The sequence below is a fragment of the Bradyrhizobium sp. MOS003 genome (assembly GCF_003020125.1).
In the GTDB taxonomy this organism is placed as follows: Bacteria; Pseudomonadota; Alphaproteobacteria; order Rhizobiales; family Xanthobacteraceae; genus Bradyrhizobium.
Window position 1 is genome coordinate 411,572 of record NZ_PYFW01000001.1, and the last position, 15,231, is coordinate 426,802.

Annotated in this window: 13 protein-coding genes; 5 read left to right on the forward strand and 8 right to left on the reverse strand. The window is 64.4% G+C overall.

The window, feature by feature from the left end; genetic code table 11:
• The 6 genes from rimI to murJ form a co-directional block, all read right to left on the reverse strand.
• A complete protein-coding gene (gene rimI / locus C7G42_RS02025; protein ID WP_106947422.1) occupies window positions 1–486 on the reverse strand; it encodes a ribosomal protein S18-alanine N-acetyltransferase in 486 nt (161 codons plus the stop codon).
• Window positions 483–1,178 carry a tRNA (adenosine(37)-N6)-threonylcarbamoyltransferase complex dimerization subunit type 1 TsaB gene (gene tsaB / locus C7G42_RS02030; RefSeq protein WP_106947423.1) on the reverse strand — a complete coding sequence of 232 codons (696 nt, stop codon included), beginning with the start codon at window positions 1,176–1,178 and terminating at the stop codon, window positions 483–485. Before tsaB ends, rimI begins: the two co-directional genes overlap by 4 nt.
• Before the next feature lie 217 nt (window positions 1,179–1,395).
• A complete protein-coding gene (locus C7G42_RS02035; RefSeq protein WP_106947424.1) occupies window positions 1,396–1,965 on the reverse strand; it encodes a NifU family protein in 570 nt (189 codons plus the stop codon).
• Window positions 1,966–2,127: 162 nt separating this feature from the next.
• Complete coding sequence (locus tag C7G42_RS02040) at window positions 2,128–2,622, reverse strand: universal stress protein (protein WP_199580600.1); 495 nt, start codon at window positions 2,620–2,622, stop codon at window positions 2,128–2,130.
• A gap of 92 nt (window positions 2,623–2,714) precedes the next feature.
• Complete coding sequence (gene trpS / locus C7G42_RS02045) at window positions 2,715–3,767, reverse strand: tryptophan--tRNA ligase (protein WP_106947426.1); 1,053 nt, start codon at window positions 3,765–3,767, stop codon at window positions 2,715–2,717.
• A gap of 73 nt (window positions 3,768–3,840) precedes the next feature.
• Window positions 3,841–5,391, reverse strand: a complete 1,551-nt coding sequence (gene murJ, locus C7G42_RS02050) for a murein biosynthesis integral membrane protein MurJ (RefSeq protein ID WP_106947427.1) — start codon at window positions 5,389–5,391, stop codon at window positions 3,841–3,843.
• A 125-nt stretch (window positions 5,392–5,516) separates the two neighbouring features.
• On the opposite strand from murJ, the gene C7G42_RS02055 reads away from it, so the two are divergent.
• Window positions 5,517–6,518, forward strand: coding sequence for an adenosine kinase (locus C7G42_RS02055; protein ID WP_106947428.1), 1,002 nt, complete (start codon window positions 5,517–5,519; stop codon window positions 6,516–6,518).
• A gap of 109 nt (window positions 6,519–6,627) precedes the next feature.
• Here C7G42_RS02055 and C7G42_RS02060 read toward each other — a convergent pair whose 3' ends face one another.
• Both C7G42_RS02060 and C7G42_RS02065 read right to left on the reverse strand, forming a co-directional pair.
• Window positions 6,628–8,322 carry an AMP-binding protein gene (locus C7G42_RS02060; protein WP_106947429.1) on the reverse strand — a complete coding sequence of 565 codons (1,695 nt, stop codon included), beginning with the start codon at window positions 8,320–8,322 and terminating at the stop codon, window positions 6,628–6,630.
• Between the two features lie 146 nt (window positions 8,323–8,468).
• Window positions 8,469–9,662: a serine hydrolase domain-containing protein gene (locus C7G42_RS02065; RefSeq protein ID WP_106947430.1), complete on the reverse strand. Its 1,194-nt coding sequence runs from the start codon at window positions 9,660–9,662 to the stop codon at window positions 8,469–8,471.
• A gap of 337 nt (window positions 9,663–9,999) precedes the next feature.
• On the opposite strand from C7G42_RS02065, the gene C7G42_RS02070 reads away from it, so the two are divergent.
• The 4 genes from C7G42_RS02070 to C7G42_RS02085 all read left to right on the forward strand — a co-directional run bounded on the left by C7G42_RS02070 (window position 10,000) and on the right by C7G42_RS02085 (window position 15,178).
• On the forward strand, window positions 10,000–10,320 hold the full coding sequence (locus C7G42_RS02070; protein WP_094894365.1) for a hypothetical protein: 321 nt from the start codon (window positions 10,000–10,002) through the stop codon (window positions 10,318–10,320).
• 119 nt (window positions 10,321–10,439) lie between these two features.
• Window positions 10,440–11,933, forward strand: a complete 1,494-nt coding sequence (locus C7G42_RS02075) for an NAD-dependent succinate-semialdehyde dehydrogenase (protein WP_106947431.1) — start codon at window positions 10,440–10,442, stop codon at window positions 11,931–11,933.
• A 105-nt stretch (window positions 11,934–12,038) separates the two neighbouring features.
• Window positions 12,039–13,196 (forward strand): SbmA/BacA-like family transporter, encoded by a 1,158-nt coding sequence (locus C7G42_RS02080; protein WP_106947432.1) that lies wholly within the window; start codon window positions 12,039–12,041, stop codon window positions 13,194–13,196.
• Window positions 13,197–13,675: 479 nt separating this feature from the next.
• Complete coding sequence (locus tag C7G42_RS02085; RefSeq protein WP_106947433.1) at window positions 13,676–15,178, forward strand: sensor histidine kinase; 1,503 nt, start codon at window positions 13,676–13,678, stop codon at window positions 15,176–15,178.
• The last annotated feature ends 53 nt before the right edge of the window (window positions 15,179–15,231 follow it).

Here is a 15,231-nt window from a genome sequence, read left to right on the forward strand (position 1 = left end):
TTACGACAAGTCACGTCGCATCAGAAGTGCGTTCAATTGTTCCCCGTTCGGCTGCTTATAGTAGCGTTCGCGGCGTCCGACCACCACGAATCCGGCCCCATCGTAGAGCCGCCGCGCCGGCTGGTTGTTTTCCTCGACCTCGAGAAATATTGTGCGCACGCCGCGCCCCGCGAGGTGGCCGAGATGGGTCATCAGCAGCGTGCGGGAGAGGCCGCGGCCGCGATAGGCCTCGTCCACCGCGATCGAGAGGATTTCCGCTTCATCCGCCCCGATCCGCGACACCGCAAATCCGACGGTCCTGCGGCCGAGGCGCAACCGATGCACGAGTGTGTTGCGCTCGCTGACCATGCTCTCGAATTCGCCCTCGCCCCAGCCGCGCGCGAACGAAGCGCCGTGAAGCTGCGCCAGCCGCGCGGCGTCACGCACGGATGCGGGCTCGACGGCGGCAGTGCCGCCGCGCCACCATTCCGACAGCCATCTCATCATGGGGTCGCGGCTTGCGCTGCAAACGGCGGCTGTGCCGCCGGCTTGGCGTCGGGCGCTTTCAGATAGAACGGCCGCGCCGGATTCGTCGCGGGATCGGCGGCAGCGCCGAGCCATGCGACCCAGCCGATATCGGGCGCGGGCTGGGCGTCGACTGCGACCGGCTGCGGGACGTCGTTCGGCCAGCGCTCGGCGAGGATATTTGCGGCATTGCCGACCAGATGGGGCGTGCCGAACTGCGAGGCTGCGATCGCCGCGTCGACGGACGCGACGCTCGGCCGCACCAACTGGCTGCCGTCGCCGGCGACGATCTGGAAATAGACATGGTCGTGGCGCGCGTCGATTGCGGAGATCACGGGTGCCGATTTGCTCTGACCAACGATGGAGGCGGCATAGGCCGACAAGGTGGTCAGGCCGATCGCCGGCCGCGCGGCCGCGAGCGCAAGGCCGCGCGCCGCCGAAATGCCGACGCGCAGGCCGGTGAAGCTTCCGGGGCCGACGGTGACCGCGATGCGGTCGAGCGTGGTGAAGGCGAGATTGGCCGATTGCATCACGCGCGCGATCATCGGCATCAGCGCCTCGGCGTGGCCGCGCTTCATTAGAAGCTGCTCCTGCGCGAGGAGCTCGGCCGCTTCGGTGTCGAGCACGGCGACGGAGCAGGCGTCGAGCGCGGTATCGATGGCGAGGATCAACATGGAAGAGCGAATGGCGCGTGGTGAATGGAGAGCAGTCTAGCGAACCGAGCGCCTATCCGCCATTCATCAAGCACTGTTCGTAGCCCCCTAATATCGCCGCACTTCGTAGGATGGGCAAAGGCGCAGTTGCGCCGTGCCCACCACTTTCAGCTTATGGCAGAGCAGGTGGGCACGCTTCGCTTTGCCCACCCTACGGCACTCGCCATTCGCTGGCAGCTCACATCGGCCGGACTTCGACCACGTCCGGCACGAAATGCTTCAGCAAATTCTGGATGCCGTGCTGGAGGGTCGCTGTCGACGACGGGCAACCGGCGCACGAGCCCTTCATGTTGAGATAGACGATGCCGTCCTTGAAGCCGCGGAAGGTGATGTCGCCGCCGTCATTGGCGACCGCCGGCCGCACGCGGGTCTCGATCAGGTCCTTGATCATGTCGACCGTTTCCGCATCGGCCTCGTCGAAGAACTCGTCCTCGTCGTCGAGATCGGCAGCGCTCTGGGCCGCGCCATCGGCGAGCAGCGGCGCGCCGGACATATAGTGCTCCATGATGGCGCCGAGAATCGCGGGCTTGAGCTGCTGCCATTCACCGTTCGCCTTGGTCACGGTGATGAAGTCCGATCCGTAGAACACGCCGGTGACGCCCGGCACCTCGAACAGCTTTTCGGCGAGCGGCGACTGCGCAGCCGATTCGCGGCTCGCAAACTCCATCGGGCTGCCGTCGACCACGGCGCGGCCGGGAATGAACTTCAGCGTGGCGGGATTGGGGGTGGCTTCGGTTTGAATGAACATGGTTTTCTCCAGACGTCGCCGGTTCAAGGCCGGCGCGTAGCCTATTCCCTAGCAGATGGCGACGGGGAACGCACGATCAAGGGGCGAGATGGCCGTTCTGTTGTTGTATCAGCAGGTTAGGGCTCCCAGCAGCCCTTCAGGGGAGGGTAAGACGAAACCGAGCTACGACAGCGAATCCACGCTCGCGTCGCTCAGCGCACCGGAGATGATCGTGACCGGCACAGGAAACGTCCCCAATTCATGCGCCAGCAGGTTAACCAGCGGTCCCGGCCCCTCCGCGCCCGGATTGGCGGCGAGCACCAGCATGGCGATGTCGGGGTCCTCGTCGATCACCGCGCGCAGCTGTTCCATCGGCACACCCTCGCGGATAACCCGCTCCGGCGTGATCGCGGCGATGCCGTTGGCGCGGCCGGCGGCACGGTCGAGCGCGGCCTCCGCCGCTTCCTGCGCCTCGGCGCGCATGATGTCGGCCACACCAAGCCATTCCTGACTCTGCTGTTCCGGCTCGATGATGCGCAGCATCACCACGCCGCCGCCGGCGCGGATCGCCCAGCGACTGGCGTAGTAAACCGCGCGATCCCATTCGGCGGTGTCGTCGACGATGACGAGGCATTTGGGCTTGTGACCCGGCTCGAAGCAAAGTCGCTTGCTGGTCATGCATGTCCCGGAATTTGCACGACCGGCATGCTGCCACACTCCCGCAGCGTTGGGGAGAGGAGATGCGGTCGGCGCTCTGGCGCCGACCGTCTTCAGCGCCGGCGAATGAAGCCGACGATATCCTTGGAGAGCTTCATCGTCTCGTCGGCGATGGCGCGGGCCCGATCGGAACCTTCGTTCAGGATCGCATCGATATGGCCGGGGTCGGCGACGAGGCGCTTCATCTCGCCGGCGATCGGCGCCAGCTTGGTGACGCACAGCTCCGCCAGCGCGTTCTTGAAGCTGGAGAACTGGCCGCCGCCGAAATCGCGCAGCACGTCCGCCTTGGGGCGGCCGGAGAGGGCGGCGAAGATGCCGACGAGGTTGTCGGCCTCGGGACGGGCTTCCAGGCCCTTCTCCTCCGACGGCAACGGCTCCGGATCGGTCTTCGCCTTGCGGATCTTCTGCGCGATGGTGTCGGCGTCGTCGGTCAGATTGATGCGCGAATTGTCTGACGCATCCGACTTCGACATCTTCTTGGTGCCGTCGCGCAGGCTCATCACGCGCGTCGCCGGGCCCGTGATCAGGGGCTCCGGCAGCGGGAAGAACAGCCCGTCATTGGCGCCGAGGTTGCGGATCGAATCGCCAAAGTCGTTGTTGAACTTCTGGGCGATGTCGCGCGAGAGCTCGAGATGCTGCTTCTGGTCCTCGCCGACCGGCACATGGGTGGCGCGGTACAGCAGGATGTCGGCGGCCATCAGCACGGGATAGTCGAACAGGCCGACCGAGGCATTCTCGCGGTCCTTGCCGGCCTTCTCCTTGAACTGGGTCATGCGGCCGAGCCAGCCCATGCGCGCGACGCAGTTGAAGATCCAGGCGAGCTCGGCATGGCCGGAGACCTGGCTCTGGTTGAACACGATGTGCTTCTTGGGGTCGATGCCGCTTGCGATGAACGCTGCGGTCACCTCGCGGGTATTGCGCGCGAGCTCGGCCGGTCCGCCCCAGACGTCCACGCCCTGCGTGATCGCGTGCATGTCGACGACGCAATAGATGCAGTTGTGGGTTTCCTGCATCTTCACGAAGTTGAGGATGGCGCCGAGGTAATTGCCGAGGTGCAGATTCCCCGTCGGCTGGACGCCCGAAAAGACCCGTTCAACGAATGGCATGGCAGCTTTCCTGCAAGATACGGGGCGTCGTTTCCAACAGCGGCGCTGCCCCGTCAAGGGTATTTCTGTGAGCTCAGGCGCCCGGATCGGGCCGGCCGGGACGCTTCAGGGCACCGGCCGCCTCGCGCCAGGACGCGACGCCGAGGATCTGCAGGAGCAAGCCATAGACGGCGATTCCGGCGGCGATCTGCAAGCCCAGCGCAATGAAACGGATCAGCCCGTGGGCCTCAGAAGGCACGAGGCCCGCGCTCAGCCAGAGCAGGGCGCCCATGGCGGTTGCGGCGAGCGCGATCCGCGGCAGCCGCTTGCGGGCGGCGGCATCGACCGAGAAACCGAACTCGGCCGTGCCTTTGCGGAACAGCGAGAGCGCGCTGCTCCAGGCGCCGGCCGCGATGCTTGCGGCGATCCCGCTCGCGCCGAAGAAATGGCCGAGCAGAACCGCGAGCACGACTGCGACCACGAACCCTTTGGCCGTCGCGAGCAGCGGCGTCATCGTGTCACCGCGGGCATAGAAGGCCGGCGACAGCGCCTTGATCAGCACGTGCGCGGGCAGGCCCAGCGCTAGCCACATCAGCGCGTGCGCGGTCGCCGCGCTGTCCCCGGCACCAAACGCGCCATGCTCGAACAACAGCCGCACGATCGGTTCGGCCAGCACGATCAGGCCGAGCGTGGCAGGGAACGCCAGCCCGGTCGCAAGCTCAAGCGCGCGCGATTGCGCATGCGCCACCGCATCACGGTCCCCGCCACTCACCGCGCGCGTCAGCTCCGGCACCAGCACGGTGCCCATGGCGACGCCGACGATGCCGAGCGGCAGCTCGATCAGGCGGTTGGCGAAATAGAGCCAGGACACCGCTGACGGCGTCGCCGATGCGATGATCGCGCCGGCCACCATCAGCCATTGCGGGCCCGAGCTTGCGATCATGCCGGGGATCGCCTTGGCGAAGAAGCCGCGCATCTCCTTGTCGAAACTGATGCGCAGAGGCGTCGCAAGGCGCGCGCTTTGCTGCGACAGCAGCATCAGGAGCTGCAGCAGGCCGGCGACACCGACCGTGGCGGCCAGCGGCCGGGCGGCGAAGCCGGCGTCAGCGTGCCAGACCAGGAGCAAAGCGATCGCGGCGATCAGCGCGATGTTGAACAGCAGCGGCGAGAATACCGTGAGCGCAAAGCGTCCCTGCGCATTCAGCAGGCCCATCAGCACCGTGACGGGACCGGCGAAGGCGAGGTATGGCAGCATCAGCCTCGCGTTCTGGACGGCGAGATCGAGCGTGCCGGTACCGAGAAAGCCAGGCGCGATGACCGTCATGATCAGCGGCATCAGCAGGGCTATGCCGAGCGAGATCGCGATCAGGGCCGCGCTGACGGTGCCGAGCACGCGCCCCGCGAACGCCGCCGCAGCCACCGCGCCATCGCGGTCCCTGACGCGCAGCCATGCCGGGACCAGCGCTGCGTTCAGCGCGCCTTCGCTGAGCAGCCGCCGCACCACGTTGACCAGCTGGAAGGCGGCCAGGAACGCATCCGCCACCGCGCCGGTGCCGAGCAGCGCCGCGATCAGGGAATCGCGGGCAAAGCCCAGCAGCCGCGAGGCCAGCGTTCCCGTCGAGACGGTCAGGAAGGAGCGGATCATCGGCTCTTTATCATACCGTTGCTTGCCCGCGCCGGCCCGGTCGTGATAGGCCGCGAGCCAGATTTCAGGCCGACAGGAAGCGGATTTTCGCAGGGTTCGCAATCCGCCAAACAGGATCAAGGTGAATGGCTGACGTGAAATATGACGTTCTCGGCATCGGCAACGCGCTGTTCGACGTGCTGGTCAGGACCGACGAGGCCTTTTTGGCCAAGCACGGCATGGCCAAGGGCAGCATGTCCCTGATCGACGAGGCGCGGGCCGCGGCCATCTACAAGGACATGGGGCCGGCCACTGAAGTCTCGGGGGGATCTGCCGCCAACACCATCGTCGGCATCGGCAGCCTGGGCGCACGGGCCGCCTATGTCGGCAAGGTCAAGGACGACCAGATCGGCAAGCTCTACGTCCACGACATCCGCTCGGCCGGCGTCGCCTTCAACACGCCCGCCGCGACGGACGGCCCCGCCACCGGCTGCTCCTACATCCTGGTCACGGATGACGGCGAGCGCACCATGAACACCTATCTCGGCGCAGCGCAGGACCTTTCGCCCGCCGATATCGATCCGGCCGAGATCGCCGGCGCCGGCATCGTCTATCTCGAAGGCTATCTCTGGGACCCCAAGAACGCCAAGGACGCCTTCGTCAAGGCGGCCAAGATCGCCCATGACGCCAGGCGCAAGGTGGCGCTGACGCTGTCGGATTCCTTCTGCGTCGACCGCTATCGCGACGAGTTTCTCTCGTTGATGCGCAACGGCACCGTCGACATCGTCTTCGCCAACGAGTCCGAGCTGCACTCGCTCTACATGACCTCCGACTTCGACACCGCGCTCAAGCAGTTGCGCAACGACGTCAATCTCGGCGTGGTCACCCGCAGCGAGAAGGGCTGCATGGTGGTCTCGTCTGAAGACGCCGTCGCAGCGCCCGCGTTCCCGGTCGACAAGGTGGTCGACACCACCGGCGCCGGCGATCTGTTCGCCGCAGGCTTTCTGTACGGCCTGTCGCGCAATCTAGCCTACAAGCAATGCGGTGAGCTCGGGGCGCTCGCGGCTGCCGAAGTCATCCAGCACATCGGCGCGAGGCCGCTGGTGTCGCTGAAGGAGCTGGCTGGCCAGCGCGGGCTGACGGCTTAGGCCCTCGCTCTCCCCCGTCATTGCGAGCGTAGCGAAGCAATCCAGCCTGCCTCTCCGAAAAGATTCTGGATTGCTTCGTCGCAAGAGCTCCTCGCAATGACGGTGGGTCTCACGCCGTCTTCGCAGCCTTCAATCCCAGCCGCTGCTCCACGGCATCGCGCATCACGAATTTCTGGATCTTGCCCGTCACCGTCATCGGAAACTCGTCGACGAACTCGACGTAGCGCGGAATCTTGTTGTGCGCGATCTGGCCGTCGCAGAAGGCGCGGACCTCCTCGGCCGTCAGCGTCTCGCCCGGCCTGACGCGGATCCAGGCACAGAGCTCCTCGCCGTAGCGGCTGTCGGCGACGCCAAAAATCTGCACGTCCTGAATCCTGGGGTGACGGTACAGGAATTCCTCGATCTCGCGCGGATAGAGGTTCTCGCCGCCGCGGATCACCAGGTCCTTGATGCGGCCGACGATGTTGCAATAGCCTGATACATCGATGGTGGCGAGGTCGCCGGTATGCATCCAGCCATTGGCGTCGAGCACGTCGGCGGTCTTTTCCTTCTCCTCCCAATATCCCAGCATCACGCTGTAGCCGCGGGTGCAGAGCTCCCCGCGCTCGCCCCGCTTCACGATTTTGCCTTCGAGGTCGATCACCTTGACCTCGACATGCGGGTGAATGCGACCGACCGTGGAGACGCGCCGCTCGAGCGGATCGTCGGTCGCGCTCTGGAAGCTCACCGGGCTGGTCTCGGTCATGCCATAGGCGATCGTGACCTCGCGCATGTTCATCTCGGTGTTGACGCGCTTCATCACCTCGATCGGGCAGGGCGCGCCCGCCATGATGCCGGTGCGGAGTGATTTCAAATTGAAGTTCTTGAACTCAGGGTGATCGAGCTCCGCGATGAACATGGTCGGCACGCCATACAGCGCGGTGCATTTCTCCTGCTCGACCGCGCGCAGCGTCGCGAGCGGATCGAAACCTTCGCCCGGGTAGACCATGGTGGTGCCGAGCGTGACCGAGGCAAGGTTGCCCATCACCATGCCGAAGCAATGATAGAGCGGCACTGGAATGCAGATGCGATCCTGCTCGGTCAGCCGCATCGCGCGTCCCGTGAAATAGCCGTTGTTGAGGATATTGTGATGGGTCAGCGTGACGCCCTTGGGCGATCCCGTGGTGCCGCTGGTGAACTGGATGTTGACGGGGTCGTCGAACTGAAGCGCAGCACCGAGCGCGGCAAGTTGCTCGCGATGCCCCGCTCTGCCCATGCGCGCGACCTCCTCGAAAGGGATCGTGCCTGAAGCCGCCGGGCCGCCGATCTGGATCACCATGCGCAAGGCCGGCAATCGCGCCGCCTGCAGCTGTCCGGGCGTGGCGTCCGCCAGCTCCGGCAGCAGCGTGTTGAGCATCTCCATGTAATTGCTGGTCTTGAAGGCGGTGGCGGTGACGATCGCCGCGCAGCCGACCTTTTTCAGCGCGAATTCGAGCTCGCTGAGCCGGTAGGCCGGATTGATCGTCACCAGGATCAGGCCGGCCTTGGCGGCGGCGAACTGGGTCAGCGTCCATTCGGGCCGGTTCAGTGACCAGATGCCGATCCGCTCCCCGCGTTCGAGTCCGAGTGCGAGAAAGCCCGCGGCGAGCGCGTCCACCTGATCTGCGAATTCTTTCCAGGTCCATCTGACGCCGTGGCTGGGCGAGACCAGCGCCTCGCGATCGCCCCAGCGCCGCACCGCGTGGTCGAGGCTGCGACCGATGGTGTCGCCGAGCAGCGGCGTGTCCGAGATGCCGCAAACGTAGCTGTCCGCCTTATTCGACAAATCGAGATCCTTTCAAAAATGTTCTACGCAGTCTCTCCGCCGTCATGCCCGGGCTCGACCCGGGCATCCACGACTTCCGCATGCGCGGCCGCACGTGGATGGCCGGGACAAGCCCGGCCATGACGTGTGGAGAGAGATTGGCTTTCTCACGCCGCCTTCTGGCCGCTCCCCGCATCAAGCCCGGCATAAACCCCGCGCTCGAATCCCGCGAAGGCTTCCAGGCATTTCGTGTCCGCGAACGGCAACAGCTGCATCAGGATCACGCCGGTGACGTCGCGGGCCGGGTCGATCCAGTAATAGGTGTTCGCAAGGCCCGCCCAGGCGAGGCTGCCGGCGCTTCGGCCTTCGGCCGTCTTCGCCGTGTTGATCATGAAGCTGAGGCCCCATTTCTTGACCTGCTCCGGATAGAGGTCGACGTCGTTGGTGTACATCGGCGCCGCCGTCGTCATCTTGGTCATGGCGAGATCGCCGATGTGGTTCTGCCCCATCATGGCGATCGTCTCGGCCTTCAGCGCCTGGTTGCCGTTGCCGCGACCCTTGTTCAAGATCATCTGGGTGAACTTGATGTAGTCGGCCGCGGTCGAATAAAGGCCGCCGCCACCCATGTGGAATTCCGGCTCCTGCTCAAGCTCGAACGGGATCGACGCGAGCTGGCCGTCCTCGCCGCGCGCGTGCATGCCGACCAGGCGGTTGCGCATGCTCTCGGTGATCTTGAACGCCGTGTCGCTCATGCCGAGCGGGTTGAACAGATTGTCGCGCAAGTAGGCATCCAGTCGCTTGCCGCTGACGGCTTCCACGGCCTTGCCGACGAAATCGATATTGGTGCCGTATTCCCAGCGCGTGCCGGGGTCGGTCATCACTGGCGTCTTCAGCGCCGCGTTCTGGCAGGTGGTGATCGCGGGAATGCCGTTCTTGTCGAGATAGACCGCGAGATCGCCGTTCCACATATTGTAGCAGAAGCCGGCGGTGTGGGTCATGAGCTGACGCAGCGTGATCGGCCGCTTGGCCGGGCGCAGCTTGGCCTCGCCCTTGGCGTCGAAGCCTTCGAGCACCTGCGGATTGGCGAGATCGGGCAGCACCTCGCCGATCGGCGCATCCAGCGACAGCTTGCCCTGCTCGACCAGTTGCATCGCGCCCGCCGATGTCACCGCCTTCGTCATCGAGGCGATCCAGAATACGCTGTCGGCCGTCATCGCGTCGGGCTTGGACAGGTCGCGCTTGCCGAACGCGCCCTGATACAGCACGTCGTTGCCGCTGGCGGCGATCGCGACGACGCCGGGAATCTCCTTGGCGTCGCTTTTCTGGCGCAGAATCTCGTCGATCTGAGCTTTGCTTTGCATGGCGTTTCCTCAGGTTTGATTATTGTTGGCAGTGATCGATTGTCCTCCGGCCCGATCCGTGGGGCAAGCGCGTCCAGATGCCCGCTTCGGTCGCGATGTCGTGACTTGACGGTCCGGCCCCTCGCGCAGGACGACAGGCAGCTGAACGGCGCCACGCCATCACAATCTGCGGTGGATGGCCGCATCTCGCCGTGACCGTGGATGGGCGCTGGCGATATGCTTTGAAGCACTTGAAACATTTTGTGCGTTGCGGCGTTCAGCATTCGGCCCAATCGGCGGCCGACGTTAAGACTTGATGCAAATTTGGCGGTCCTAGGGGGCCGTGAGGGGACCTCAGATGATTTCAACCTGGAGCGAATGGAAGCGCTATCCCCGTCCCGGACGGGGCGAGAACCTGGAGGCACCGATTTCGCCCGGGATCTACGAGGTGCGCATCGCTGGCACCGGCGCGCTCTATTCGTTCGGTGCGGTCGACAATCTGGCGCAATCCCTGGCGCTGCTGCCGGTCGGCTCGAAAAACTGGTTCGGCCGCCGCAACCCGTCCGACGTTCCCGATCTCGAATACCGGACCTGCGCAACCTCGTCGAAGGCCGACGCCAAGGCTGCGGCAGAGCGCATGATCGGCCGCCGCGAGACCTATATGAGTGGCGCGGCCTAAGGCCGCTGTCGCTTTGGCTCCCATCAGATGTGCGTTGTGGGACGGTGCATTGCGCGCCGCTTGTCCCTATATTCCGGCCGATCCGATCGCCCCAAAATGATCGTTCGAGGAGTAACGCCATGACCCCGCCCGCTGCCGCACGCGCCCCGCAAGCCACCGCCACCCTGCGCGACCGGTTGAAAGACCCCTTGCTTCTGAAGGAGGCCTGCTACATCGACGGCGCCTGGGTCGGCTCGCCGGTTTTCGCAGTGAACAATCCCGCGACCGGCGTCGAGCTTGCAAAAGTCCCGCAGCTTGGTGCAGACGAGACGACCAAGGCGGTCGAGGCCGCGCAGCGCGCCTTTCCGGGCTGGGCCAAGCACACCGCCAAGCAGCGTTCCAACATCCTGCGCAAATGGTTCGAGCTGATCACCGCCAACCGCGAGGATCTCGCGCTGATCCTCACCTCCGAGCAGGGCAAGCCGCTCTCCGAGGCGCTGGGCGAGGTTGACATCGGCGCCGCCTATATCGAGTTCTTCGCCGAGGAAGCCCGCCGCGTCTATGGCGAGACCATTCCGACGCAGCGGCCCGACGCGCGGCTGCTCGCGATCAAGCAGCCGATCGGCGTCTGCGGCGCGATCACGCCGTGGAATTTCCCCAACTCGATGATCACGCGCAAGGTCTCGCCGGCGCTCGCCGCCGGCTGCACCGTGGTGCTCAAGCCCGCCAACGAGACGCCGCTCTCCGCGCTGGCGCTGGCCGTGCTCGCCGAGAAGGCCGGCATTCCCAAGGGCGTGCTCAACATCATCACCGGTGACGCGCCGCCGATCGGCAAGGTGCTGTGCGAGCATCCGGCGGTGCGCTTCGTCGGCTTCACCGGCTCGACCGCGGTCGGCAAGATCCTCTACCAGCAGGCCTCCGTCGGCGTGAAGCGGCTTGGCCTCGAACTCGGCGGCAACGCGCCCTTCGTGGTGTTCGACGATGCGGATATCGACGCGGCGGTCGAAGGCGCCATCGTCTCGAAATACCGCAACATGGGCCAGACCTGTGTCTGCGCCAACCGCCTCTACGCCCAGGACAAGATCTACGACGAGTTCGTGCAGAAACTGTCGAAGAAGGTCGCCGCGATGAAGATCGGCGACGGCACCGAGAGCGGCGTCACCCAAGGCCCGCTGATCAACATGAAGGCGGTCGACAAGGTCGAGCGCCACATCGCCGATGCCGTCAAGCGCGGCGCCAAGGTCGTCACTGGCGGCAAGCGCAGTGAGCTCGGGCGCTCGTTCTTTGAGCCGACCGTGCTGGCCGACGTCAAGTCGGACTCGCTGGTGGCGCAGGAGGAAACCTTCGGTCCGCTGGCGCCGGTGATCCGCTTCAAGGACGAGGCCGATGTGATCGCGATGTGCAACGCCTCGCCGTTTGGCCTGGCGTCCTACTTCTACTCCCGCGATCTCGGCCGCGTCTGGCGCGTCGCCGAGGCGTTGGAGTCCGGCATGGTCGGCGTCAACACGGGCCTGATCACCACCGAAGTCGCGCCCTTCGGCGGCGTCAAGGAAAGCGGTCTCGGCCGTGAAGGCTCGCATCACGGCATGGAAGAATATGTCGAGATCAAATACGTGATGATGGCGGGGGTTTAGCCCCCGGCGTCGCTTGACGCAGGTCAAAAGGCCGCGGGCAAGACCGCCTAACCTGACGCGCGCGGCATCATAGGGATGGCGCGCGCGCAGGGTTGCGGCTCCCCCATGCTGACGAGGACCTCTTTCATCCCGGGTGAGATGCGGCTTCTCGGCCGTTTCTGGCAAAGTGCCTCGGGATACTGGCGCGGACCGACGGCGTGGACGGCCTGGCTGCTGGTGATCGCCTTGATCATCGACGTCGTGCTGCAGCTCCTGACGCAATATGGCCTGAACTTCTGGAATCGCGACTTCTTCAACGCCATCGGCCGGAAGGATCGAGCGGAGTTGCTGTCACTGGCACTCCGGTTTCTTCCGCTGGCCGCGGCGAGCATCGCCCTGGTCGTGTTTTCGGTGTGGGCGCGGATGACCCTGCAGCGTTCCTGGCGCGAGTGGTTGAGCAATCGCCTCTATAGCGACTGGCTGGTGGATGATCGTGGTCCGGAGCGTAGTGCCATCGAGGGACATCACGAGGCGCCCGAGTATCGCATCGCCGAGGATGCCAAGGTCGCGACGGATCTCCCGGTCGATTTGGTCAACGGCCTGCTGCAATCCGTGCTCACGATTGCAACCTTCGTCGGAGTGCTATGGTCGGTCGGAGGCAGCCTCACGGTGCATTTCGACGGCATCACCTTGGCAATTCCCGGTTACCTCGTCGTCGCCGTGGTCGCGTATTCCGCGCTGCTGGTGATCGGCATCTGGCTGACCGCCGGCCGTCTGACCCGGGTCATCGAGGAAAACAAGCGCATGGAAGCCGAATTGCGGGCGATCGGCACGCATGTGCGCGAGACCCGCGAGGGCAAAGTGGTGCAGGAGGCCGGCATCAACGATCGCCATGCCGTCGGCGCCGCCCTGAAAGCGGTGATTGCCATCTGGCGAATCTACTGCTGGCAATTGATGCGAATGACCCTGGTCACCTATACGGGTCTTCTGGTGACGCCGGTGGTCGGCCTGCTGCTTTGCCTGCCCAAATACCTCGACGAGACCATGACCCTCGGCGAAGTGGTACAGGCGTCGGCGGCGTTCGTCGTCGTCCAGACCGCGTTCAACTGGTTCACGGACAATTACACCAAGCTCGCGGAATGGACGGCGTCCGCCAACAGGGTTGCCGAACTCTTGCTTGCGTTAGATGTGGATCGCACGCCTGGCGCTGAAGCGACAGCCGCATACACCCCAGCTATCGAGCGACCAGTAGCAAATGGCCAGCGTATGTTTCGCTCGCCTTAGGCGTCCAAGAATTTGAGATACCGCGAGAGCGGTTCTGTCGTCCGAAGACGTGATGGTCCTGTCTAAATACGACGAAATTTACTTTCAGCAGCTTCTCTGCAAGTCGGAAGCGGAATCAAATGAAAGGGACATGCAGGTGCTCAAGCGACCACTGTGGTCGCTCGACCCTGGGACTGAAAGAGTTCCTATGAGGCATTTTGAGCTAAGCCGCTGAGATTGAGAGATAATTCCACTTTTTCCCAGGCTGCCGTAGCCGTGGTGCTTGCCGAAGACATCTCTGACGTTCGTCCGCCAACTGAGTACATCCGATGGGTGCGCGCCCTGCCCTCACCCGGCAGGGGCGCGAGCATGTCTGCATCCTCGAGGTGCAGACTACTGGATTGGGGCGGGGCCCGGGGGTGGGCCTTGATGTTGCTTCCTCCTTAAGGTCTTGTGTTCCAATTGGATTTGCCGGCGTGCCGGCTGGATTGGCGCACCCTATGTATATTGCGAAAAGACTCATCGTGCCGCTGTCGCTGGTTCTGCTTGTGGTCGGCCTCGCCGCGCTGCTCGCCGTTGTCGGCATGACCGTGTGGCTCGGCGATCGCGCGAACGAGCATTTCGATGATGTCGTCAGATTGCGTGATGTGCGTGTCGCCGCAGTGGAGCTTCGCAGCGCGGTTCAATCGGCGGAATCGAGTCAACGCGGTTTGCTGCTGACCGGCAACCAGATCTATCTCTCACCCTACGGCGCCGCAAAGACATCGGCATACCGGCAGCTCGATAGTCTGAAACGAAATCTCGGGGACGACTCGCAATTCGCCGCGGTGTTGAAACGGCTTGATTTGCTCACAGCCGACAAGTTCGCAGAAATGGACCGGACCATCGCGCTAAAGAACGACCGGCAGGACGACGAGGCTCTCGCCATCACCAATACCAATCGCGGCAAGGCGCTGATGGATGAGTTGAACCTGTTCGTCTCGGGCGTTGTCCGGACCATGGACAATCGTCTGACGTCCGGCGTGGTGCAGCAAAGGGCGAACGCGACGAATTTGAGGTTCGCGTCGATCGCGGCGTCGATCCTGATTGTGCTGGTCGTCGGCGCCGTGACCGTGACGCTGCTGCGTTATACCAGGGAGTTGACGCAAGCGCGCGACGAGGTCGCGGCGCTCAATGTGTCACTGGAGGACCGGGTCAGGCACCGAACTGAAGCGCTTGCGAGGGCCAATGAAGAGATGCAGCGTTTCACGCATCTCGTGTCGCACGACATTCGCGCTCCGCTGGTCAGCATTGTCGGGTTTTCCTCGGAGCTCGCAGAGGGAGCGAGGGATCTTGCGCAATACCTCGAGCGGCCGGGCATTGGGGCGAACGATCCGGAATTGCAGCATGCCAGGAAGATCACCTCCGAAGACATGCCTGAGGCCATCGGCTTTATTCGCAAGTCGGCGTCAAAGATGGAGGCGCTTCTGAACGCCGTGCTCCTGCTGTCGCGGGACGGGCGCCGCGATCCAAGGCCGGAAGACGTGGACCTCGAGCGGACCATTGTGTCGAGCGCGGCTGCGATCCAGCATCAGATTTCGGCAGCGGGGGGAAAGGTTGACACGCAATTTCAGGTCAGGTCGATCGTGACCGATCGGCTTTCGCTGGAGCAGGTGATCGGCAACCTGCTCGACAACGCCGTCAAGTACCGCGCGACGGGACGACCGCTCCAGCTCAAGGTCAGCAGCACGACGCTGCCCGGCGATCGGGTCGCGATCGAGGTTGCCGACAACGGCCGCGGCATAGCTCCGCAGGATGTGGGCCGGATTTTTGAACTGTTCCGCAGGGTCGGCAAGTTGGACCAGACCGGCGAGGGGGTCGGGCTCGCCTATGCGAGAACTGTCTTGAGAAACCTGGGGGGCGATATTACCGCGACCTCGGAGCTGGATCAGGGCACGACTTTCCGGATAGTCTTGCCGCGCAAGCTGGTTCTTCCATCCGTGGCCGACAGTGTGTCCGCATGAAATCTGACAGACGGAATTGGCTCTCGACCGTTTTGGCTTGCGCGTTTGTTGCC

Bases quoted from the DNA above. Each gene is read 5' to 3' on its own strand.
- rimI (WP_106947422.1), bottom strand. From the start codon at position 486: ATGATGAGATGGCTGTCGGAATGGTGGCGCGGCGGCACTGCCGCCGTC.
- tsaB (WP_106947423.1), bottom strand. From the start codon at position 1,178: ATGTTGATCCTCGCCATCGATACCGCGCTCGACGCCTGCTCCGTCGCC.
- C7G42_RS02035 (WP_106947424.1), bottom strand. From the start codon at position 1,965: ATGTTCATTCAAACCGAAGCCACCCCCAATCCCGCCACGCTGAAGTTC.
- C7G42_RS02040 (WP_199580600.1), bottom strand. From the start codon at position 2,622: ATGACCAGCAAGCGACTTTGCTTCGAGCCGGGTCACAAGCCCAAATGC.
- trpS (WP_106947426.1), bottom strand. From the start codon at position 3,767: ATGCCATTCGTTGAACGGGTCTTTTCGGGCGTCCAGCCGACGGGGAAT.
- murJ (WP_106947427.1), bottom strand. From the start codon at position 5,391: ATGATCCGCTCCTTCCTGACCGTCTCGACGGGAACGCTGGCCTCGCGG.
- C7G42_RS02055 (WP_106947428.1), top strand. From the start codon at position 5,517: ATGGCTGACGTGAAATATGACGTTCTCGGCATCGGCAACGCGCTGTTC.
- C7G42_RS02065 (WP_106947430.1), bottom strand. From the start codon at position 9,662: ATGCAAAGCAAAGCTCAGATCGACGAGATTCTGCGCCAGAAAAGCGAC.
- C7G42_RS02070 (WP_094894365.1), top strand. From the start codon at position 10,000: ATGATTTCAACCTGGAGCGAATGGAAGCGCTATCCCCGTCCCGGACGG.
- C7G42_RS02075 (WP_106947431.1), top strand. From the start codon at position 10,440: ATGACCCCGCCCGCTGCCGCACGCGCCCCGCAAGCCACCGCCACCCTG.
- C7G42_RS02080 (WP_106947432.1), top strand. From the start codon at position 12,039: ATGCTGACGAGGACCTCTTTCATCCCGGGTGAGATGCGGCTTCTCGGC.
- C7G42_RS02085 (WP_106947433.1), top strand. From the start codon at position 13,676: ATGTATATTGCGAAAAGACTCATCGTGCCGCTGTCGCTGGTTCTGCTT.